A 20,886-nucleotide genomic window follows, 5' to 3' on the forward strand; every position below is an offset into this window, starting at 1 on the left:
AGGCACCGAGATGGTGATGCCGGGCGACAACATCTCCATGGAAGTCGAGCTGATCGCTCCGATCGCCATGGACGAGGGTCTGCGCTTCGCCATCCGCGAGGGTGGCCGCACCGTCGGCGCCGGCGTCGTCGCCTCGATCATCAAGTAAGTTGAGGAGTCGATCCTGCCGCCGTTCCTCCGTGGTTCGGCGGCGGGATTGATCCCTGTCGATTTCGGCGTGCCGGCCGATAAAAAGGCTAGCAAGCCACGCGGCTATGCGCTATAAGCTCCGCTCCCCGCCGGGGGTAGAGCCTGCGGCGATAGGAGTGTAGCTCAATTGGTAGAGCACCGGTCTCCAAAACCGGGGGCTGGGGGTTCGAGCCCCTCCACTCCTGCCACGCCGTACCGAACAAGAACGGGTCGCTGACCGCGCCCTACACGTCGCACCGGAGCCCGCACGGTCTACGATGGCTAAAGTGAACCCCGCAGAATTCGCGCGCGACGTCCGCCGCGAGGTGGCCAAGGTCACCTGGCCGACCCGCAAGGAAACCGGCGTGACGACCGCCATGGTGTTCGTCATGGTGGTGCTGGCTTCGCTGTTCTTCCTCGTCGTGGATCAGGTGCTGGCCTTCGCCGTCCGTATGATCCTTGGGCTGGGAGCCTGATCGCCATGGCCGCGCGCTGGTACGTCGTTCACGTCTATTCGGGCTTCGAAAAGAAGGTTTCCCAGGCCATCCGCGAGAAGGCGGCTCAGAAGGGTCTGGAAGACAAGTTCGAAGAAATCCTGGTGCCGACCGAGGAAGTGGTCGAAGTGCGCCGGGGTTCCAAGATCAACACCGAGCGGAAGTTCTTCCCCGGCTACGTCCTCATCAAGATGGATTTGACGGACGAGTCCTGGCATCTCGTGAAGAACACGCCGAAGGTCACCGGCTTCCTGGGCGGTGGCGGCAAGCCGCAGCCGATCAGCCAGCGCGAAGCCGAGCGGATCATCCATCAGGTGCAGGAAGGCTTTGAGCGCCCCAAGCCCTCGATCACCTTCGAGGTGGGCGAGCAGGTTCGTGTGAGCGACGGCCCCTTCACCTCCTTCAACGGCACCGTCGAGGAAGTCGACGAGGAGAAGGCCCGCCTCAAGGTGGCGGTGTCGATCTTCGGCCGCTCCACGCCGGTCGAGCTGGAATACACCCAGGTCGAGAAGGTCTGAGGTTAACAGTTTTCCCGGGGCACGTGATGAACAGTCACGTGCTCCTTTCTGCTGCGGAAGGCCCGCCATAGCCGCACCGCAAAGCCCCGCGACGCCCGTCAGCGTACCGAGGCGTCGTATCTGGAGGTTGTGACATGGCAAAGAAAATCGTCGGCTTCATCAAGCTGCAGGTTCCGGCCGGCAAGGCGAATCCGTCGCCGCCCATCGGCCCGGCGCTCGGTCAGCGCGGCCTGAACATCATGGAGTTCTGCAAGGCGTTCAACGCCAAGACGCAGGATCTCGAAGTCGGCATGCCGATCCCGGTGGTCATCACCGCCTACGGCGACCGTACCTTCACCTTCGTCACGAAGACCCCGCCGGTCAGCTACTTCCTGAAGAAGGCCGCTGGCATCGACAAGGGCTCGCAGACCACCGGCAAGGGCGCTTTCGCCGGCAAGATCACGAAGACCCAGATTCGTGACATCGCTGAGAAGAAGATGAAGGACCTGAACGCCCACGACGTCGAGGCGGCCGCGAGCATGATCGCTGGTTCCGCCCGCTCGATGGGCCTCGAAGTGGTGGAGGGCTGATCCCATGGCGAAGCTCGGCAAGCGACTGACCGATTCCTACAAGAAGGTCGACCGCGAGGCGCTCTACTCGCTGGAGGGCGCCGTCTCCCTGATCAAGGGCCTGCCCAAGGCGAAGTTCGATGAGACCATCGAAATCGCCATGAACCTGGGCATCGATCCGCGTCACGCCGACCAGATGGTCCGCGGCGTGGTTAACCTGCCGAACGGCACCGGCAAGACCGTGCGCGTCGCCGTGTTCGCCAAGGGCACCAAGGCGGACGACGCCCTGGCCGCCGGGGCGGACATCGTCGGCGCCGACGATCTGGCCGAGAAGATCCTGGCCGGCAACATCGACTTCGACCGCTGCATCGCGTCCCCGGACATGATGGGCGTCGTCGGCAAGCTCGGTAAGGTTCTCGGCCCGCGCGGCCTGATGCCGAACCCGAAGCTGGGCACCGTTACCCCCGACGTGGCTGGCGCCGTCAAGGCCGCCAAGGCCGGCGCCGTGGAGTTCCGCGCCGAGAAGACCGGCATCGTGCATGCCGGCGTCGGCAAGGCCAGCTTCTCGGAAGAGGCTCTGGTGCAGAACATCCGCGCCTTCGTGGATGCCATCACCCGCGCCAAGCCGACCGGTGCCAAGGGCCAGTACCTGCTGAAGGTCTCGCTGTCCTCGACGATGGGCCCGGGCCTGAAGCTCGATCTGTCCACTCTGGCCGCCACGGCCTGAGTGACCTGAGTTTCGCCGCCGGTTCCCTCGGGGCCGGCGGCGATCGGGTGTCCCTGCGGGGATGCCCACCCTGTCCAAGACCGCTGGTGCCTGCGCCTCCCCCGGAGGCAAGGGCTTAAACCCGCCAGAGCAGACAGGAGTTGAACCGTTAACCACGCGGGCTTGCCCGCGGTTCAGGAACGGCTCGAACTTCTGGGACAGGTTCGCCGGGGCTCCCGACCGCAAGGGAAGGGGTCCCTCGTAAACCTCTGTGCAAGGAGGCGATCCGTGGATCGTACACAAAAAGAAGCGACGATCGCGGACCTGCAGTCGAAGCTCCAGGACACGGGCCTGGTGGTGGTCACCCACCATCTGGGCCTGACGGTGGCGGAAGTCACCGACCTGCGTGGCAAGATTCGGGCCGCGGGCGCGAGCTTCAAGGTGACGAAGAACCGGCTCGCCCGCCGCGCCCTTCAGGGCACGCAGTTCGAAGGTCTGGACGGTCTCTTCAAGGGACCGACCGCGATCGCTTACTCGAAGGATCCCGTCGCGGCCGCCAAGGTGGTGGCCGACTACGCGAAGACCAACGAGAAGCTGAAGATCGTCGGTGCCGCTCTCGGCGACCAGATCCTCGACGTGGAGGGAGTGAAGGCTCTGGCCACGCTCCCGTCGCTGGACGAACTGCGCGCCAAGCTCGTGGGCATGATCCAGACCCCGGCGACCCGCATCGCCGGTGTTCTCCAGGCTCCGGGCGGCCAGGTCGCCCGAGTGCTGGCGGCCTACGCGAAGAAGGACGAGGCGGCCTGAGCCGCACCCGTCTAGCTGTCTACCCATCCCAGAACATCGAGTTGTTGGAGCATTAAAATGGCTGATCTGCAGAAGCTGGTCGACGATCTCTCGGCCCTGACCGTCATCGAGGCCGCCGAGCTGTCGAAGCTGCTGGAAGAGAAGTGGGGCGTCTCCGCCGCCGCTCCGGTGGCCGTTGCCGCCGCCGGTCCGGCCGCCGCCGCCGCCCCGGTCGAAGAGCAGACCGAGTTCAACGTGATCCTCGCCGACGCCGGCGACAAGAAGATCAACGTGATCAAGGAAGTCCGCGCCATCACCGGCCTGGGCCTGAAGGAAGCCAAGGACCTGGTCGAAGGCGCCCCGAAGCCCGTCAAGGAGGCCGTGTCGAAGGACGAGGCCGCCAAGATCAAGAAGCAGCTTGAAGAGGCCGGCGCCAAGGTCGATATTAAGTAAGACCGTCTTGCTGCGACGGATAAGACATATCCACGCCGGACGGCGGCTGGTCCCCGAGGGGGCCTGCCGCCGCACGGCGTTTTCTGCCTTCCACCGGACCGGGTTTCCCGGTCCGGCTCTTTCCGTCCCTGCATAAGGGGCGGGCCGCGCGATCATCGCCGCGTCGCGGCGAGCACCCTGGTTCGCGTGCTTCTGGTCGAGCGTACTCACGATTCTGACGTTTGGGGACATCCATGGCCAAATCCTTTACGGGTCGAAAGCGTGTTCGGAAGAGCTTCGGGCGCATCCCGGAAGTCACCCAGATGCCCAACCTCATCGAGGTGCAGCGCAGCTCCTACGACCACTTCCTGCAAATGGACGTCCCGCCGGAGAAGCGGGCCAACCTGGGTCTGCAGGAGGTGTTCCGGTCGGTGTTCCCGATCAAGGACTTCTCCGACCGCGCCGTCCTCGACTTCGTGAAGTACGAGCTTGAGCAGCCCAAGTATGACGTCGAGGAGTGCCAGCAGCGCGGCATGACCTTCGCCGCCCCGCTGAAGGTGACCCTGCGCCTCTCCGTCTTCGACGTCGAAGAGGACACGGGCCTGCGCTCGATCCGCGACATCAAGGAGCAGGACGTCTACATGGGCGACATGCCCCTGATGACGGCCAACGGCACCTTCATCATCAACGGCACCGAGCGCGTCATCGTCTCGCAGATGCACCGCAGCCCGGGCGTCTTCTTCGACCATGACAAGGGCAAGACCCACTCGTCGGGCAAGTATCTCTTCGCCGCCCGCGTGATCCCGTACCGCGGCTCTTGGCTGGACTTCGAGTTCGACGCCAAGGACCTCGTCTACGTGCGCATCGACCGCCGCCGCAAGCTGCCGGCCACCACGCTGCTGTTCGCTCTGGACGGCGCGGAAACCGAGGCGCTGCGCGCCGAGCGGAAGGCTCAGAAGAAGGACCTGCTGCCCTACGAGGCGCAGGGCATGGCGAAGGAAGAAATCCTCAATTTCTTCTACGACACCATCACCTACACCCGCGCGTCGGGCGGCTGGAAGACCCCCTTCAACGCCGACCGCATGAAGGGCGTGAAGGTCGCCTCCGACCTCGTGGACGCGGCCTCCGGCCAGGTCGTCGCCGAGGCCGGCACCAAGATGACGCCGCGCCTGATCAAGAAGCTGGTCGAGGGCGGCCTCGCCGAGCAGCTCGTCTCCACCGAGGAGCTGACCGGCCGCTACCTCGCCGTCGACATCATCAACGAGCGGACCGGCGAAGTCCTGTTCGAAGCCGGTGACGAATTGTCGGCGAGCGACCTCGACAAGCTCGAGAAGGCCGGCGTCGACGAGCTGCCGGTGCTGGCGATCGACCACCTCAACGTCGGCGCCTACATCCGCAACACGATGGCGGCCGACCGCAACGCGTCCCGCGAGGACGCGCTGATCGACATCTACCGCGTCATGCGTCCGGGCGAGCCGCCGACCCTGGAGTCGGCCGAGGCGCTGTTCGCCGGCCTGTTCTTCGACAGCGAGCGCTACGACCTGTCGGCCGTTGGCCGCGTCAAGATGAACGCGCGCCTGAACTTCCAGACCGAGGACAGCGTCCGCGTCCTGCGCAAGCAGGACATCATGTCGATCCTCAAGGTTCTGGTGAACCTGAAGGACGGGCGCGGCGAGATCGACGACATCGACCATCTCGGCAACCGCCGCGTCCGCTCGGTCGGCGAGCTGATGGAGAACCAGTATCGCGTCGGCCTGCTGCGCATGGAGCGTGCGATCCGCGAGCGCATGAGTTCGGTCGAGATCGACACGGTCATGCCGCACGACCTGATCAATGCCAAGCCGGCCGCCGCCGCCGTGCGCGAGTTCTTCGGCTCGTCGCAGCTCTCGCAGTTCATGGACCAGACCAACCCGCTGTCCGAGATCACGCACAAGCGTCGTCTCTCGGCCCTCGGCCCGGGCGGTCTGACCCGCGAGCGCGCCGGCTTCGAGGTGCGCGACGTGCACCCGACGCACTACGGCCGCATCTGCCCGATTGAGACGCCCGAAGGCCCGAACATCGGTCTGATCAACTCGCTGGCGACCTACGCCCGCGTGAACCAGTACGGCTTCATCGAGAGCCCGTACCGCAAGGTGCGCGACAGCATCGTCACCGACGAGGTGGTCTACCTCTCCGCCATGGAGGAGGGCCGCTACGTCGTCGCCCAGGCGAACGCCGAACTGGACGCGAACAACCGCTTCGCCGCCGACCTCGTGTCGTGCCGGCAGGGCGGCGAATACCTGATGTTCCGCCCGGAGGCCATCGACCTGATCGACGTGTCGCCGAAGCAGCTCGTCTCCGTCGCCGCGGCGCTGATCCCGTTCCTCGAGAACGACGACGCGAACCGCGCGCTGATGGGCTCGAACATGCAGCGCCAGGCGGTGCCGCTGGTCAAGGCCGACGCGCCGCTGGTCGGCACGGGCATGGAGGCCACGGTGGCCCGCGATAGCGGCGTGACCATCGTCGCCAAGCGCAAGGGCATCGTCGACCAGATCGACGCGACCCGCATCGTGGTCCGGGCGACCGACTCGTCCGACGCCACGGCGCCGGGCGTGGACATCTACAACCTGCTGAAGTTCCAGCGTTCCAACCAAAACACCTGCATCACCCAGCGTCCGCTGGTGAAGGTGGGCGACCGCGTGGCGGCCGGCGACATCATCGCCGACGGCCCCTCGACGGAGCTGGGCGAGCTGGCGCTGGGCCGCAACGTGCTCGTCGCCTTCATGCCGTGGAACGGCTACAACTTCGAGGACTCGATCCTCATCAACGAGCGCATCGTCAAGGACGACGTCTTCACCTCGATCCACATCGAGGAGTTCGAGGTCATGGCCCGCGACACCAAGCTGGGCCAGGAGGAAATCACCCGCGACATTCCGAACGTCGGTGAGGAAGCCCTCAAGAACCTCGACGAGGCCGGCATCGTCTACATCGGCGCCGAGGTCCGTCCGGGCGACATCCTGGTCGGCAAGGTGACGCCGAAGGGCGAGAGCCCGATGACGCCGGAAGAGAAGCTGCTGCGCGCCATCTTCGGCGAGAAGGCGTCCGACGTCCGCGACACCTCGCTGCGTCTGCCGCCGGGCGTCGCCGGGACGATCGTCGAGGTCCGCGTCTTCAGCCGCCGCGGCGTCGACAAGGACGAGCGCGCCCTGGCGATCGAGCGCGCCGAGATCGAGAAGCTGGCCAAGGACCGCGACGATGAGCGCGCGATCCTGGAGCGCAGCTTCTACACCCGCCTGAAGGAGGTCATCCTCGGCCAGACCGCCCAGTCCGGGCCGAAGGGCATGCGGGCCGGCACGGTGCTCACCGATGCCGAACTGGCGAACCTGACCAAGGGCCAGTGGCGCCAGATCTCCATCGCCGACGAGCAGGTGATGGAGACGGTGGAGAGCCTGGGCAAGGTCTTCGACGACTCGATCCAGGCGCTGCAGAACCGCTTCGAGAACAAGGTCGAGAAGCTGCAGCGCGGCGACGAGCTGCCGCCGGGCGTGATGAAGATGGTCAAGGTCTTCGTCGCGGTGAAGCGCAAGCTGCAGCCGGGCGACAAGATGGCCGGCCGCCACGGCAACAAGGGTGTGGTCTCCCGCATCCTGCCGCAGGAGGACATGCCCTATCTGGAGGACGGCCAGCCGGTCGATCTGGTTCTGAACCCGCTGGGCGTGCCGTCGCGCATGAACATCGGTCAGATCCTCGAGACCCATCTGGGCTGGGCGTCGGCCGGCCTCGGCAAGCAGATCGGCCGCGCCATCGACCAGTACCGTCTCGCCATGAAGGGCCGCGGCGACGCCGCCCAGACCATGGACGGGCTGCGCATCACGCTGAAGGAAGCCTACGGCCAGAAGGTCTACGACGACCAGATCGCCGACATGACCGAGGGCGAGCTGCTGGAGTTGGGCGGCAACCTGCGCAAGGGCGTCCCCTTCGCCACGCCGGTCTTCGACGGCGCGCGCGAGGAAGACATCTGCCAGCAGCTCGAGAAGGCGGGTCTGGACCGCTCCGGTCAGGTCACCCTGATCGACGGCCGCACCGGCGAGGCCTTCGACCGCAAGGTGACCGTCGGCTACATCTACATGCTGAAGCTGCACCACCTGGTGGACGACAAGATCCACGCGCGCTCGATCGGTCCCTACTCGCTGGTCACCCAGCAGCCGCTCGGCGGTAAGGCCCAGTTCGGCGGGCAGCGGTTCGGTGAGATGGAAGTGTGGGCGCTCGAAGCCTACGGCGCCGCCTACACGCTGCAGGAAATGCTCACGGTCAAGTCGGACGACGTGTCCGGCCGCACCAAGGTCTACGAGGCGATCGTCCGCGGCGACGACAACTTCGAGGCGGGCATCCCTGAGTCCTTCAACGTTCTGGTCAAGGAGCTGCGCTCCCTGGGCCTGAACGTCGAGCTGAACCAGCGGTCGTACTGAGCCCAAGAGACTTGAACCCGCCGGAGGAGGGGCCATCTTGGCCCCTTCCGGCGGGAACTGCCCTTAACCGACAACGCGGCGCTGCCAGCGGGAGACGGTCATGAACGAGTTGATGAACATTTTCGGCCAGGTCCAGGGTCCCCAGAGCTTCGATCAGATCCGCATCCAGATCGCGAGCCCCGAGCGCATCCGGTCCTGGTCGTTCGGCGAGATCAAGAAGCCGGAAACCATCAACTATCGCACTTTCAAGCCTGAGCGCGACGGCCTGTTCTGCGCCCGCATCTTCGGCCCGATCAAGGACTACGAGTGCTTGTGCGGCAAGTACAAGCGCATGAAGTACCGCGGCATCATCTGCGAGAAGTGCGGCGTCGAGGTGACGCTGTCGAAGGTCCGGCGCGAGCGCATGGGCCACATCGAGCTGGCCTCGCCGGTCGCTCACATCTGGTTCCTGAAGTCCCTGCCGAGCCGCATCGGCCTGCTGCTCGACATGACCCTGAAGGATCTGGAGCGCATCCTCTATTTCGAAAACTACGTCGTCATCGAGCCGGGCCTGACCCCGCTGAAGCTGCACCAGCTTCTCAGCGAGGAGGAGTTCGTCTCCGCCCAGGACGAGTACGGCGAGGACGCCTTCACCGCCTCCATCGGTGCCGAGGCGCTGCGCATCATGCTGTCGGCGCTCGACATGGAGGAGGAGAAGAAGACCTGCCGCGAGGAACTGCGGGACACCTCGTCCGAGGCCAAGCGCAAGAAGCTCGTGAAGCGCCTGAAGCTGATCGACGCCTTCCTGTCGTCGCAGTCGCGTCCGGAATGGATGATCCTGGAAGTCATTCCGGTGATCCCGCCGGAGCTGCGCCCGCTCGTCCCGCTGGACGGCGGCCGCTTCGCGACCTCCGACCTGAACGACCTGTACCGCCGCGTCATCAACCGCAACAACCGCCTGAAGCGGCTGATCGAGCTGAAGGCGCCGGACATCATCGTCCGCAACGAGAAGCGCATGCTGCAGGAGGCCGTCGACGCGCTGTTCGACAACGGCCGCCGCGGCCGCGTCATCACCGGCGCCAACAAGCGTCCGCTGAAGTCGCTGTCCGACATGCTGAAGGGCAAGCAGGGCCGCTTCCGTCAGAACCTGCTCGGCAAGCGCGTCGACTACTCGGGCCGTTCGGTCATCGTGGTCGGTCCGGAGCTGAAGCTGCACCAGTGCGGCCTGCCGAAGAAGATGGCGCTTGAGCTGTTCAAGCCCTTCATCTACGCGAAGCTGGAGCTGTACGGCCTCGCCTCGACCATCAAGGCCGCCAAGCGGATGGTCGAGAAGGAGCGTCCCGAGGTGTGGGACATCCTCGAGGAGGTCATCCGCGAGCATCCGGTGATGCTGAACCGCGCCCCGACGCTGCACCGCCTGGGCATCCAGGCCTTCGAGCCGACGCTGATCGAAGGCAAGGCGATCCAGCTCCACCCGCTGGTCTGCACCGCCTTCAACGCGGACTTCGACGGTGACCAGATGGCCGTGCACGTCCCGCTGAGCCTCGAGGCCCAGCTGGAAGCGCGCGTTCTGATGATGTCGACCAACAACATCCTGTCGCCCGCCAACGGCAAGCCGATCATCGTGCCGTCGCAGGACATCGTGCTGGGTCTCTACTACATCACGATGGACCGGCCGGGCGAGAAGGGCGAGGGCATGACCTTCGCCAACGTCGGCGAGATCGAGCAGGCGCTGGACGCCAAGGTCGTGACGCTGCACGCCAAGGTGAAGGCGCGCTACAAGGGCGTGGACGAGAACGGCGACGAGAAGATCTCCATCGTTGAGACGACCCCGGGCCGCATGCTGCTGTCCGAGATCCTGCCGCGCAACCCGGCGGTGCCCTTCTCGCTGATCAACCGCCTGCTGACCAAGAAGGACGTCGGCAACGTCATCGACGCCGTCTACCGCCATTGCGGTCAGAAGGAGACGGTGATCTTCGCCGACCGCCTGATGAAGCTCGGCTTCGGCCACGCCTGCCGCGCCGGCATCTCCTTCGGCAAGGATGACATGGTCATCCCCGAGGCGAAGAAGAAGCTGGTCAACGACAGCAAGGAGCGGGTGAAGGAGTTCGAGCAGCAGTATCTCGACGGTCTGATCACCCAGGGCGAGAAGTACAACAAGGTCGTCGACGTCTGGTCGGAATGCACCGAGAAGGTTGCGACGGAGATGATGAAGGTCATCTCCGACACCGCCCCCGGCAAGCCGGTGAACTCGGTCTACATGATGGCCCATTCCGGTGCGCGTGGCTCGGCCGCCCAGATCCGCCAGCTGGCGGGCATGCGCGGCCTGATGGCCAAGCCGTCGGGCGAGATCATCGAGACGCCGATCATCTCGAACTTCAAGGAAGGCCTGACCGTGCTGGAGTACTTCAACTCCACCCACGGCGCCCGCAAGGGTCTGGCCGACACCGCCTTGAAGACGGCGAACTCCGGTTACCTGACCCGTCGTCTCGTCGACGTGGCCCAGGACGCCATCATCGTCGAGGTCGATTGCGGCACCGACAAGGGCATCACCGTCAAGGCCGTCATCGACGGCGGCGAGGTCATCTCCCCGCTGGGCGACCGCATCCTCGGCCGCACGGTGGTCGGTGACCTGATCGACCCGCTGAACGGCGAGCTGATCGTGCCGAACGCCGGCCTGATCGACGAGCCCACGGTGGACCGCATCGAGCGGTCGGGCATCGACAGCGTCATGATCCGTTCGGTCCTGACCTGCGAGACCAAGGACGGCGTCTGCGCCAAGTGCTACGGCCGTGATCTGGCCCGCGGCACGCTGGTCAACGTCGGCGAGGCCGTCGGCGTCATCGCCGCCCAGTCGATCGGCGAGCCGGGCACGCAGCTCACCATGCGCACGTTCCACATCGGTGGCGCGGCGCAGCGCGGTGCGGAGCAGAGCCAGGTGGAGGCGGCGTTCGATGCCACGGTGCGGATCCACAACCGCAACGTCGTCATCAACTCGTCCAACATCCCGGTGGTCATGGGCCGCAGCACCGAGGTGATCCTGCTCGACGAGCAGGGCCGCGAGCGGGCGCGTCACCGCGTTCCGTACGGTGCGAAGCTGTTGGCGGACGAGGGCGTGAAGGTCGAGCGCGGCCAGAAGCTGGCCGAGTGGGACCCCTACACCCTGCCGATCATCACCGAGCGCGAGGGTACCGCCCACTATGTGGACCTCGTGGAAGGCATCTCCATGCGCGAGGTGATGGACGAGGCGACCGGCATCTCGTCCAAGGTCGTGGTGGACTGGCGTCAGCAGCCGCGCGGTGCGGATCTGAAGCCGCGCATCACGCTGCGCGACGAGCGGGGCGAGATCATCACGCTCGCCAACGGTCTGGAAGCCCGCTACTTCATGTCGGTGGATGCCATTCTCTCGGTCGAGAACGGCGCCCATGTCCGGGCCGGCGACGTGCTGGCGCGTATCCCGCGCGAGTCGTCCAAGACCCGCGACATCACGGGCGGTCTGCCGCGCGTGGCCGAGCTGTTCGAGGCGCGCCGTCCGAAGGACTTCGCGATCATTTCGGACCTCGACGGCCGCGTCGAGTTCGGCAAGGACTACAAGACCAAGCGCCGCATCGTCGTCCGCAACGACGAGTCGGGGGACGAGCGCGAGTATCTGATCCCGAAGGGCAAGCACATCTCCGTGCAGGAGGGTGACTATGTCCAGCGCGGCGACCTGCTGATGGACGGCAACCCGGTGCCGCACGACATCCTGTCGGTGATGGGCGTGGAGGCTCTGGCCAACTACCTCATCAACGAGATCCAGGACGTCTATCGACTGCAGGGCGTGAAGATCAACGACAAGCACATCGAGGTGATCGTCCGCCAGATGCTGCAGAAGGTCGAGATCACCGACGCCGGCGAGACCACCTTCCTGGTGGGCGAGCAGGTCGACCGTCAGGAGTTCGACGAGGAGAACGAGAAGACCGTCGGCGAGGGGCTGAAGCCGGCCGCCGGCCACCCGGTCCTGCAGGGCATCACCAAGGCGTCGCTGCAGACCCGGTCCTTCATCTCCGCCGCGTCGTTCCAGGAAACCACCCGCGTCCTCACCGAGGCGGCGGTGTCGGGCAAGACCGACAACCTGGAAGGCCTGAAGGAGAACGTGATCGTCGGCCGCCTGATCCCGGCGGGCACGGGCTCGGTCGTCAACCGCCTGAAGCAGATCGCCGCCGAGCGCGACCGCGCCCTGGCGGAGGGCGAGACCGGCGACGGCGAGGCTCCGGCCCTGCCGCACCCGGGCGAGAGCACCGCGGCCTGAGGGTTCGGGGTCCGACGCTTCGGCGTGTAGGGTAGGGCAGGGGGCGCGTTCCGCAGGGGACGCGCCCCTTTCTCGTTTGTGCCGCCGGGTCTAAGATCGTCCTCTCCACGCATCGGAGCGTCCACGATGACCGAGAACGCACCCAGCTTCGGCCTGCTGCTGTTTCCCAACGTCACGCAGCTCGACCTCACCGGTCCCTACGAAGTGCTGGCCCGCGTGCCCGGCGCCCAGGTCCATCTGCTGTGGAAAACGCTCGATCCGGTGCGCTCCGACACCGGCCTGACCATCCTTCCCACGGGGACCCTGGCCGGGGCTCCGCCGCTCGACCTCCTTCTGGTGCCCGGCGGTGGCGGCATCAACGCGCTGCTGACCGACGAGGAAGTCCTGACCTTCCTGGCGGAGCGGGCGTCCGCCGCCCGCTATCTCTCCGGAATCTGCACCGGCTCCCTGGTGCTCGGCGCCGCCGGGCTGCTGGAGGGCAAGCGGGCGGGCACGCACTGGGCCTCCCGCCACTTCCTCGCCGCCTTCGGCGCCACGCCGGTGGCGGAGCGCGTGGTCGTGGACGGCACGTTGTTCACCGGCGGCGGCGTGACCGCGGGAATCGACGTGGCGCTGCGCATCGTCGCCGAGCTGTTCGGTGAACCGGCCGCGAAGCTCATCCAGCTCTCCATTGAATACGATCCGAAGCCGCCCTTCGACGCAGGTACGCCGGAAGCGGCGGGGGAGGGAGTGACGGCCGATCTTCTCGCCCGGATGCGCCCGATGCTCGACGCGCGGGCTGCCGCGGTGGAGGCGGGCGCCGAGGCGTTGCGCCGCCGCCGGTCGGCCCCCTCCGGATGACGCAGAAACGTCGTCGAAACGCACGACAAACGGTCATCTGCGCGCTTGACGGGTTCCCGCCGGACCCATATAGTCCGCGAACTTCAAAAGGAGCCCCGGGAAGGTCTTCCGTCCATCCCACCCGGCATCCGGCTGAACCCAAGCGACATAGCCAAACGACAGGTCCTCTTCGGACCGATCCGGCGGCGTTCGATCATTGGGCCCGCTCGAAGCCCTTCAGGCTTCGCAGGCGGGCTTTTGCATCGTCCGGCATCGCCGGGCGATTTTCCAATCGGTCCGGCTCCGCCGGCCGAGTGACCTGAAGGGATGAAAGGCAGATATGCCGACGATCAACCAGTTGATCCGTAAGCCGCGCGAGCCCTTGGCCGCGCGCAATAAGGTTCCCGCGATGGAGGCGTGCCCGCAGAAGCGTGGCGTCTGCACCCGCGTCTACACGACCACGCCGAAGAAGCCGAACTCGGCTCTGCGTAAGGTCGCCCGCGTTCGCCTGACGAACGGCTTCGAAGTGACCTCCTACATCCCCGGTGAAGGCCATAACCTCCAGGAACACTCGGTGGTTATGATCCGCGGCGGCCGTGTGAAGGATCTTCCCGGCGTTCGCTACCACATCATCCGCGGCACGCTCGATACCCAGGGCGTGAAGGACCGTAAGCAGCGTCGTTCGAAGTACGGCGCGAAGCGTCCGAAGTAAGGAGTATTCACGATGTCCCGTCGTCGTCGCGCCGAGAAGCGTGAGGTCCTGCCGGACGCCAAGTATGGCGACCGCGTCCTGACCAAGTTCATGAACTGCCTGATGCTGGACGGCAAGAAGTCCGCCGCCGAGCGCATCGTCTACGGCGCGCTCAGCCGCATCGAGGCCAAGACCAAGAACGAGCCCGTTCAGGTCTTCCACGACGCCCTGCTGAACGTGAAGCCGCACCTCGAAGTGCGTTCGCGTCGCGTCGGTGGCGCCACCTATCAGGTTCCGGTCGAGGTCCGCACGGACCGCGCCCAGGCCCTGGCCATCCGCTGGCTCATCGGCGCCGCCCGCGCCCGCTCGGAAAACACCATGACCGAGCGTCTGTCGGGTGAGCTGCTGGATGCCGCCAACCAGCGTGGCACCGCCGTGAAGAAGCGCGAAGACACCCATCGTATGGCGGAAGCCAACAAGGCCTTCTCGCACTACCGCTGGTAAGGCACCCACCGGCCCAGGTGCTTGTCATGCCCCGTTCCCATCCTCTGAACCGTTATCGCAACATTGGCATCATGGCTCACATCGATGCCGGGAAGACCACGACCACCGAACGGATTTTGTACTACACTGGAAAGTCGTACAAAATCGGCGAGGTGCACGAGGGCACCGCGGTGATGGATTGGATGGAGCAGGAACAGGAACGGGGCATCACCATCACCTCCGCGGCCACGACCTGCTTCTGGCGCGATCACCGTATCAACATCATCGACACGCCCGGCCACGTCGACTTCACCATTGAAGTCGAACGCAGCTTGCGCGTGCTCGACGGTGCGGTTGCGGTGTTCGACTCCGTTGCGGGGGTGGAGCCTCAGTCCGAGACCGTGTGGCGGCAGGCCGACAAGTACGGCGTGCCCCGCATGTGTTTCGTCAACAAGCTCGACCGCACCGGCGCGGACTTCTTCCGCTGCGTCGCCATGATGAAGGAACGGCTGGGAGCCTTCCCACTCGTTCTCCAGATTCCGATCGGGTCCGAGGCCAGTTTCGTCGGCGTCGTCGATCTGGTCGCCATGCGCGCCATCGTCTGGAAAGAAGAGACGCTGGGTGCCGAGTTCTATTACACCGACATTCCCGACGCCCTGAGGGACGCCGCCGCGCGCCATCGCCAGGCGTTGCTCGACGCCGTCCTGGAACTCGACGACGCGGCCATGGAGGCCTATCTCGAGTCCGGTCAGGAGCCGTCCGAGGACACGCTCAAGGCCTGCATCCGTAGGGGCACCATCGGCCTGCGCTTCGTGCCGGTCCTCTGCGGTTCCGCTTTCAAGAACAAGGGCATCCAGCCGATGCTGGACGCCGTGGTTGACTATCTGCCGGCCCCGGTGGATGTCGGGGCGGTCAGAGGACACCGCGTCGGCGGCCCCGAGACGGACGAGCGGGCACCGGACGACGCCGCTCCCTTCTCCGCGCTCGCCTTCAAGATCATGAACGACCCTTTCGTCGGGTCGCTGACCTTCGTGCGCGTCTATTCCGGCACCGTCGCCTCCGGCACCGCCGTGCTCAATCCCGGCAAGGACGAGAAGGAGCGCGTCGGCCGTATGCTGCTGATGCACGCCAACAGCCGGGAGGAGATCGACGAGGCCTACGCCGGCGACATCGTCGCCTTCACCGCGCTGAAGAGCACGACGACCGGCGATACGTTGTGCGATCCCGCCAAGCCCATCGTCCTGGAACGGATGGAGTTTCCGGAACCGGTCATCGAGGTGGCCGTCGAGCCGAAGTCCAAGGCCGACCAGGAGAAGATGAGCATGGCGCTGTCCCGCCTCGCCCAGGAGGACCCGTCCTTCCGCGTGGCCGTCGACCATGAGAGCGGTCAGACGATCATCAAGGGCATGGGCGAACTGCATCTGGAAATCATCGTCGACCGCATGAAGCGGGAGTTCAAGGTGGATGCGAACGTCGGCGCGCCGCAGGTGGCGTACCGCGAGACCATCACCAGGACCGCCGAGATCGACTACACCCACAAGAAGCAGACCGGAGGCACCGGCCAGTTCGCCCGCGTCAAGCTGGTCTTCGAGCCGCAGCCCGCCAGCAGCGGCTTTGTCTTCCAGAACAAGGTCGTCGGCGGTGCGGTGCCCAAGGAGTTCATACCGGGCGTGCAGAAGGGGCTGGACGCCTCGCTGCATGCCGGTGTGGTGGCCGGCTTCCCAGTGATCGACCTCAAGGTCGCGCTGGTCGACGGCGCCTTCCACGACGTCGACTCCTCGGTGCTAGCCTTCGAAATCGCGACCCGCGCGGCCTTCCGCGAGGGCATGCAGAAGGCCGGCCCGATGCTTCTGGAGCCGATCATGAGGGTTGAGGTGGTGACGCCCGAAGACTACATGGGCGACATCATCGGGGACCTGAACAGCCGCCGCGGCCAGATCACCGCCATGGACCAGCGCGGCAACGCCCGCTCGATCCTGGCGATGGTTCCGCTGGCATCGATGTTCGGTTATGTGAACACCCTGCGCTCGATGAGTCAGGGGCGCGCGCAGTACACGATGCAGTTCGACCACCACGAGCCGGTGCCGCAGACGATTGCGGAGACCATCCGCGCCAGGATGGCCTGAAACCGCTGGAACGACAAAGAGACGGAGAGCACACACCATGGCGAAGGCAAAGTTCGAGCGGAACAAGCCGCACTGCAACATCGGCACGATCGGCCACGTCGACCACGGCAAGACGTCGCTGACGGCGGCGATCACGAAGGTGCTGGCCGAGAGCGGCGGCGCGACCTTCACCGCCTATGACCAGATCGACAAGGCGCCGGAAGAGAAGGCCCGTGGCATCACGATCTCGACGGCGCACGTCGAGTACGAGACGACCAACCGCCACTACGCCCACGTCGATTGCCCGGGYCACGCCGACTACGTGAAGAACATGATCACGGGCGCCGCGCAGATGGACGGCGCGATCCTGGTCGTGTCGGCCGCCGACGGCCCGATGCCGCAGACGCGCGAGCACATCCTGCTGGCCCGCCAGGTCGGCGTGCCGGCGCTGGTGGTGTTCATGAACAAGGTCGACATGGTCGACGATCCGGAGCTGCTCGAGCTGGTCGAGATGGAGGTGCGCGAGCTGCTGTCCTCCTACCAGTTCCCGGGCGACGACATTCCGATCGTCAAGGGCTCGGCGCTGTGCGCTCTGGAGGACCGTTCGCCGGAGATCGGCCGTGACGCCATCCTCAAGCTGATGGCCGAGGTCGACCAGTACATCCCGCAGCCGGAGCGTCCGAAGGACCGTCCGTTCCTGATGCCGATCGAGGACGTGTTCTCGATCTCGGGCCGCGGCACCGTGGTGACCGGCCGCGTCGAGCGCGGCATCGTCAAGGTCGGCGAGGAAGTYGAGATCGTCGGCCTGAAGGCGACGGTCAAGACCACCGTGACCGGCGTCGAGATGTTCCGCAAGCTGCTCGACTCGGGTGAGGCCGGCGACAACATCGGCGCGCTGCTGCGCGGCACCAAGCGTGAGGACGTCGAGCGCGGCCAGGTTCTGGCCAAGCCGGGCAGCATCACGCCGCACACCACCTTCAAGGCCGAGGCCTACATCCTGACGAAGGAAGAGGGTGGCCGTCACACGCCGTTCTTCACCAACTACCGTCCGCAGTTCTACTTCCGCACGACCGACGTGACGGGCATGGTGAAGCTGCCGGAAGGCACCGAGATGGTGATGCCGGGCGACAACATCTCCATGGAAGTCGAGCTGATCGCTCCGATCGCCATGGACGAGGGTCTGCGCTTCGCCATCCGCGAGGGTGGCCGCACCGTCGGCGCCGGCGTCGTCGCCTCGATCATCAAGTAAGGCATACACGTTACGCCCTCTGGAATTTGGGTTGGTAGTAGGCACGTCCGGCCTAGACGCAGCCCGATCACGAACGGCACCGCAAGCTCCACTTGCACCGGTTGCTGCCAGGAACATCCATCCGCATTGCGATGCGGGGGATGTTCTTTTTCGTATCGGCCGTCAGATCGGACAGACGAACCGCCGCCCACCGCTTCGGTGAGCCGGCGCAGGTTCGCCTGCCGCCGCGGGTCCCCGGGGGACAGTTTTTGGGTGCCGGTGGCGCAGTCGCGCCACCGAAACGAGGTGCAAGGGACGTTTGGACATGGACAGCCAGAACATCCGCATCCGCTTGAAGGCGTTCGATCATCGCGTGCTCGACCAGTCGACCAGCGAGATCGTCAACACCGCCAAGCGGACCGGTGCTCGGGTGCGGGGCCCGATCCCGCTGCCGACGCAGATCGAGAAGTTTACGGTGAACCGCTCGCCGCACGTCGACAAGAAGTCGCGCGAGCAGTTCGAAATCCGCACCCACAAGCGTCTGCTCGACATCGTCGATCCGACGCCGCAGACGGTGGACGCGCTGATGAAGCTCGACCTCGCTGCCGGTGTGGACGTCGAGATCAAGCTCTAATTCGTTGCTGTTGAGGGACCTCTCCCTCTGAGGATGTCCCTGGTCAGGAGATAAAGAACAATGCGATCCGGTTTGATCGCGCAGAAAGTCGGCATGACCCGCGTCTTCACGGACGACGGGCAGCACGTGCCGGTGACTGTGCTGAAAGTCGACAGCTGCCAGGTCGTCGCCGTCCGCACCGAGGACAAGGATGGCTACACCGCCGTCCAGCTCGGCGCAGGCGCCATCAAGGTGAAGAACGTCACGAAGCCGCAGCGCGGGCATTTCGCCAAGGCGCGCGTCGAGCCCAAGCGCAAGCTGGTCGAGTTCCGCGTCGATGCAGACGCGCTGATCGAGGTCGGCGCCGAGCTCTCGGCTGCGCATTTCCTCCCGGGCCAGTTCGTCGACGTCACCGGCACTTCCATCGGTAAGGGCTTCGCCGGTGCGATGAAGCGCTGGAACTTCGGTGGTCTGCGCGCGACGCACGGCGTGTCGGTGTCGCACCGCTCGCACGGTTCGACGGGTAACCGCCAGGACCCCGGCAAGGTCTTCAAGAACAAGAAGATGGCCGGTCATCTCGGCGACGAGAAGGTCACGGTTCTGAACCTGAAGGTCGTGTCGGTCGATGAGGACCGCGGTCTGATCTTCCTCAAGGGTGCCGTTCCGGGCGCCGAGGGGGCTTGGCTCCGCATCCGCGACGCGGTGAAGAAGAAGGCTCCGGAAGGTCTGCCGTTCCCCGCCGGGATCAAGGCTGCGCCGGCCGCTGAAGCCGCCGCCGAGCCGCAGGAGTGATGGCCATGAAGGCGACCATTAAGAACCTGAACAACGAGACCGTCGGCGAGATCGAGCTGGCTGACGAGATCTTCGGCCTTCCGTCCCGCACGGACATCCTGGCCCGCATGGTCAACTGGCAGCTGGCCAAGCGCCGCGCCGGTAACCACAAGACCAAGACGGTCAGCGAGATTTCCGGCACCGGCAAGAAGCCGTACCGCCAGAAGGGCACCGGCCGCGCCCGTCAGGGCTCCCTGCGCTCCGCCCAGTTCCGTGGCGGCGCGACCATCTTCGGCCCGGTCGTCCGTTCGCACGAGCACGACCTGACCAAGAAGGTCCGCAAGCTGGCCCTGAAGACCGCGCTGTCCACCAAGGCCGCGGAAGGCAAGCTCCTGGTCCTCGACGCCGCTTCGGCTGAGAGCCACAAGACCAAGGAACTGGCTGTCCGTCTCGCTTCGCTCGGCCTGACCTCGGCTCTGATCATCGATGGCGCCAACCTGAACGAGAACTTCGCTCGGGCCTCGCGCAACATCCCGCTGATCGACGTGCTGCCGGAGCAGGGCGCCAACGTCTACGACATTCTTCGCCGCGATACGCTGGTCCTGACCCGCAACGCGGTCGAGCAGCTGGAGGCTCGCCTGAAATGAGCAAGCAGTCGAAACCTGCGGTGAGCCAGGAGCGGATGTACGACCTCATCCTGGCTCCGGTGATCACCGAGAAGTCGACGATGGCGTCGGAGCACAATCAGGTGACGTTCCGCGTGCCGCTGTCGGCGACCAAGCCGGAGATCAAGTCGGCTGTCGAGGGGCTGTTCAACGTGAAGGTGACGGCGGTCAACACCCTGGTTACCAAGGGCAAGACCAAGCGCTTCCGCGGGACCATCGGCCGTCGCTCGGACTTCAAGAAGGCCGTCGTGACCCTCGCCGAGGGGAACAAGATCGACGTGACCACGGGCATCTGAGCGGGAGTGTGATCCGATGGCTCTGAAGCAATATCGCCCAATTACGCCGTCGCTCCGCCAGCTGGTCATCGTCGACCGCTCGGAGCTGTGGAAGGGCAAGCCGGTCAAGACCCTCACCGAGGGCCTGACCAAGTCCGGCGGCCGCAACAACACCGGCCGCATCACCGCGCGCCGGATGGGTGGCGGTCACAAGCGCGTCTACCGTCTGGTGGACTTCAAGCGCCGCAAGTTCAACGTTCCGGCGGTCGTCGAGCGCCTGGAGTACGATCCGAACCGCACGGCCTTCATCGCCCTCATCAAGTATGAGGACGGCACCCTCTCCTACATCCTGGCGCCGCAGCGCCTGAAGGTGGGCGACACGGTGGTGGCCGGCGAGAAGGTGGATGTGAAGCCCGGCAACGCCATGCCGCTGAAGAACATCCCGGTCGGTTCCGTGCTGCACAACGTCGAGCTGAAGCCCGGCAAGGGTGGTCAGCTGGCCCGTTCGGCCGGCACCTACCTGCAGCTGGTCGGCCGCGACGGCGGGTACGCCCAGCTGAAGCTGCCCTCGGGCGAGCTTCGCGTGGTCCGCGGCGACTGCATGGCCACCCTGGGTGCCGTGTCGAACCCGGACAACATGAACACCAACAAGGGCAAGGCCGGTCGCAGCCGTTGGCTGGGCATCCGTCCGTCCGTCCGTGGTGTCGCCATGAACCCGATCGACCACCCGCACGGTGGTGGTGAAGGCCGCACCTCGGGGGGCCGTCATCCGGTCACGCCGTGGGGCAAGCCGACCAAGGGCAAGAAGACTCGTCACAACAAGAAGACGGATGGCCTGATCCTGCGCCGCCGTCATTCGAAGTAAG

At 65.7% G+C, this 20,886-nt stretch carries 19 protein-coding genes and 1 tRNA gene; all 20 read left to right on the top strand.

Translation table 11 applies throughout. The features are described 5' to 3' along the window. Window positions 1-148 (top strand): EF-Tu C-terminal domain-related protein (locus AC1DVI_RS01545; protein WP_476956651.1); only part of this gene is annotated, 148 nt, incomplete at its 5' end. A gap of 153 nt (window positions 149-301) precedes the next feature. Then, window positions 302-377: transfer RNA gene (locus AC1DVI_RS01550), tRNA-Trp, on the top strand. A 69-nt stretch (window positions 378-446) separates the two neighbouring features. Continuing rightward, a complete protein-coding gene (gene secE, locus AC1DVI_RS01555; protein ID WP_035675069.1) occupies window positions 447-644 on the top strand; it encodes a preprotein translocase subunit SecE in 198 nt (65 codons plus the stop codon). Between the two features lie 5 nt (window positions 645-649). After that, window positions 650-1,180: a transcription termination/antitermination protein NusG gene (gene nusG / locus AC1DVI_RS01560; protein WP_014241052.1), complete on the top strand. Its 531-nt coding sequence runs from the start codon at window positions 650-652 to the stop codon at window positions 1,178-1,180. Window positions 1,181-1,314: 134 nt separating this feature from the next. Next, window positions 1,315-1,749, top strand: a complete 435-nt coding sequence (gene rplK / locus AC1DVI_RS01565; RefSeq protein ID WP_014241051.1) for a 50S ribosomal protein L11 — start codon at window positions 1,315-1,317, stop codon at window positions 1,747-1,749. A 4-nt stretch (window positions 1,750-1,753) separates the two neighbouring features. After that, on the top strand, window positions 1,754-2,455 hold the full coding sequence (gene rplA / locus AC1DVI_RS01570) for a 50S ribosomal protein L1 (protein ID WP_035675066.1): 702 nt from the start codon (window positions 1,754-1,756) through the stop codon (window positions 2,453-2,455). Window positions 2,456-2,722: 267 nt separating this feature from the next. Then, a complete protein-coding gene (rplJ, locus tag AC1DVI_RS01575) occupies window positions 2,723-3,241 on the top strand; it encodes a 50S ribosomal protein L10 (RefSeq protein WP_109469261.1) in 519 nt (172 codons plus the stop codon). Between the two features lie 57 nt (window positions 3,242-3,298). Continuing rightward, window positions 3,299-3,673 carry a 50S ribosomal protein L7/L12 gene (gene rplL / locus AC1DVI_RS01580; protein ID WP_035675064.1) on the top strand — a complete coding sequence of 125 codons (375 nt, stop codon included), beginning with the start codon at window positions 3,299-3,301 and terminating at the stop codon, window positions 3,671-3,673. Between the two features lie 233 nt (window positions 3,674-3,906). After that, on the top strand, window positions 3,907-8,100 hold the full coding sequence (rpoB, locus tag AC1DVI_RS01585) for a DNA-directed RNA polymerase subunit beta (RefSeq protein ID WP_476956510.1): 4,194 nt from the start codon (window positions 3,907-3,909) through the stop codon (window positions 8,098-8,100). 100 nt (window positions 8,101-8,200) lie between these two features. Next, a complete protein-coding gene (gene rpoC / locus AC1DVI_RS01590) occupies window positions 8,201-12,370 on the top strand; it encodes a DNA-directed RNA polymerase subunit beta' (RefSeq protein WP_476956511.1) in 4,170 nt (1,389 codons plus the stop codon). A gap of 126 nt (window positions 12,371-12,496) precedes the next feature. Continuing rightward, complete coding sequence (locus AC1DVI_RS01595; protein ID WP_476956512.1) at window positions 12,497-13,210, top strand: DJ-1/PfpI family protein; 714 nt, start codon at window positions 12,497-12,499, stop codon at window positions 13,208-13,210. A 319-nt stretch (window positions 13,211-13,529) separates the two neighbouring features. Continuing rightward, on the top strand, window positions 13,530-13,901 hold the full coding sequence (gene rpsL, locus AC1DVI_RS01600) for a 30S ribosomal protein S12 (protein ID WP_012973201.1): 372 nt from the start codon (window positions 13,530-13,532) through the stop codon (window positions 13,899-13,901). A 12-nt stretch (window positions 13,902-13,913) separates the two neighbouring features. Next, entirely contained in the window at window positions 13,914-14,384 is a 471-nt protein-coding gene (gene rpsG, locus AC1DVI_RS01605; protein WP_014241043.1) for a 30S ribosomal protein S7, read from the top strand. Between the two features lie 26 nt (window positions 14,385-14,410). Next, a complete protein-coding gene (fusA, locus tag AC1DVI_RS01610; RefSeq protein ID WP_476956513.1) occupies window positions 14,411-16,489 on the top strand; it encodes an elongation factor G in 2,079 nt (692 codons plus the stop codon). A gap of 37 nt (window positions 16,490-16,526) precedes the next feature. Continuing rightward, on the top strand, window positions 16,527-17,717 hold the full coding sequence (gene tuf, locus AC1DVI_RS01615) for an elongation factor Tu (RefSeq protein WP_035675071.1): 1,191 nt from the start codon (window positions 16,527-16,529) through the stop codon (window positions 17,715-17,717). A gap of 304 nt (window positions 17,718-18,021) precedes the next feature. Then, window positions 18,022-18,330: a 30S ribosomal protein S10 gene (rpsJ, locus tag AC1DVI_RS01620; protein ID WP_014241039.1), complete on the top strand. Its 309-nt coding sequence runs from the start codon at window positions 18,022-18,024 to the stop codon at window positions 18,328-18,330. A 60-nt stretch (window positions 18,331-18,390) separates the two neighbouring features. Next, window positions 18,391-19,101 carry a 50S ribosomal protein L3 gene (gene rplC / locus AC1DVI_RS01625; protein ID WP_145626347.1) on the top strand — a complete coding sequence of 237 codons (711 nt, stop codon included), beginning with the start codon at window positions 18,391-18,393 and terminating at the stop codon, window positions 19,099-19,101. A 5-nt stretch (window positions 19,102-19,106) separates the two neighbouring features. Then, window positions 19,107-19,727 carry a 50S ribosomal protein L4 gene (gene rplD, locus AC1DVI_RS01630; protein WP_149163194.1) on the top strand — a complete coding sequence of 207 codons (621 nt, stop codon included), beginning with the start codon at window positions 19,107-19,109 and terminating at the stop codon, window positions 19,725-19,727. Further along, window positions 19,724-20,041 carry a 50S ribosomal protein L23 gene (locus AC1DVI_RS01635; protein ID WP_035675048.1) on the top strand — a complete coding sequence of 106 codons (318 nt, stop codon included), beginning with the start codon at window positions 19,724-19,726 and terminating at the stop codon, window positions 20,039-20,041. Before rplD ends, AC1DVI_RS01635 begins: the two co-directional genes overlap by 4 nt. Before the next feature lie 16 nt (window positions 20,042-20,057). Next, window positions 20,058-20,885 (top strand): 50S ribosomal protein L2, encoded by an 828-nt coding sequence (rplB, locus tag AC1DVI_RS01640; protein ID WP_145626349.1) that lies wholly within the window; start codon window positions 20,058-20,060, stop codon window positions 20,883-20,885. Window position 20,886: the final 1 nt, after the last annotated feature.

Source organism: Azospirillum sp. P4_B5, from assembly GCF_056402275.1.

Coding starts and splice junctions, on each gene's coding strand:
- rpoB (WP_476956510.1), top strand. CDS start 3,907: ATGGCCAAATCCTTTACGGGTCGAAAGCGTGTTCGGAAGAGCTTCGGG.
- AC1DVI_RS01595 (WP_476956512.1), top strand. CDS start 12,497: ATGACCGAGAACGCACCCAGCTTCGGCCTGCTGCTGTTTCCCAACGTC.
- rpsJ (WP_014241039.1), top strand. CDS start 18,022: ATGGACAGCCAGAACATCCGCATCCGCTTGAAGGCGTTCGATCATCGC.
- AC1DVI_RS01635 (WP_035675048.1), top strand. CDS start 19,724: ATGAGCAAGCAGTCGAAACCTGCGGTGAGCCAGGAGCGGATGTACGAC.
- rpsL (WP_012973201.1), top strand. CDS start 13,530: ATGCCGACGATCAACCAGTTGATCCGTAAGCCGCGCGAGCCCTTGGCC.
- nusG (WP_014241052.1), top strand. CDS start 650: ATGGCCGCGCGCTGGTACGTCGTTCACGTCTATTCGGGCTTCGAAAAG.
- rplC (WP_145626347.1), top strand. CDS start 18,391: ATGCGATCCGGTTTGATCGCGCAGAAAGTCGGCATGACCCGCGTCTTC.
- rplA (WP_035675066.1), top strand. CDS start 1,754: ATGGCGAAGCTCGGCAAGCGACTGACCGATTCCTACAAGAAGGTCGAC.
- rpoC (WP_476956511.1), top strand. CDS start 8,201: ATGAACGAGTTGATGAACATTTTCGGCCAGGTCCAGGGTCCCCAGAGC.
- rplL (WP_035675064.1), top strand. CDS start 3,299: ATGGCTGATCTGCAGAAGCTGGTCGACGATCTCTCGGCCCTGACCGTC.
- rplK (WP_014241051.1), top strand. CDS start 1,315: ATGGCAAAGAAAATCGTCGGCTTCATCAAGCTGCAGGTTCCGGCCGGC.
- rplB (WP_145626349.1), top strand. CDS start 20,058: ATGGCTCTGAAGCAATATCGCCCAATTACGCCGTCGCTCCGCCAGCTG.
- rplD (WP_149163194.1), top strand. CDS start 19,107: ATGAAGGCGACCATTAAGAACCTGAACAACGAGACCGTCGGCGAGATC.
- secE (WP_035675069.1), top strand. CDS start 447: ATGGCTAAAGTGAACCCCGCAGAATTCGCGCGCGACGTCCGCCGCGAG.
- fusA (WP_476956513.1), top strand. CDS start 14,411: ATGCCCCGTTCCCATCCTCTGAACCGTTATCGCAACATTGGCATCATG.
- rpsG (WP_014241043.1), top strand. CDS start 13,914: ATGTCCCGTCGTCGTCGCGCCGAGAAGCGTGAGGTCCTGCCGGACGCC.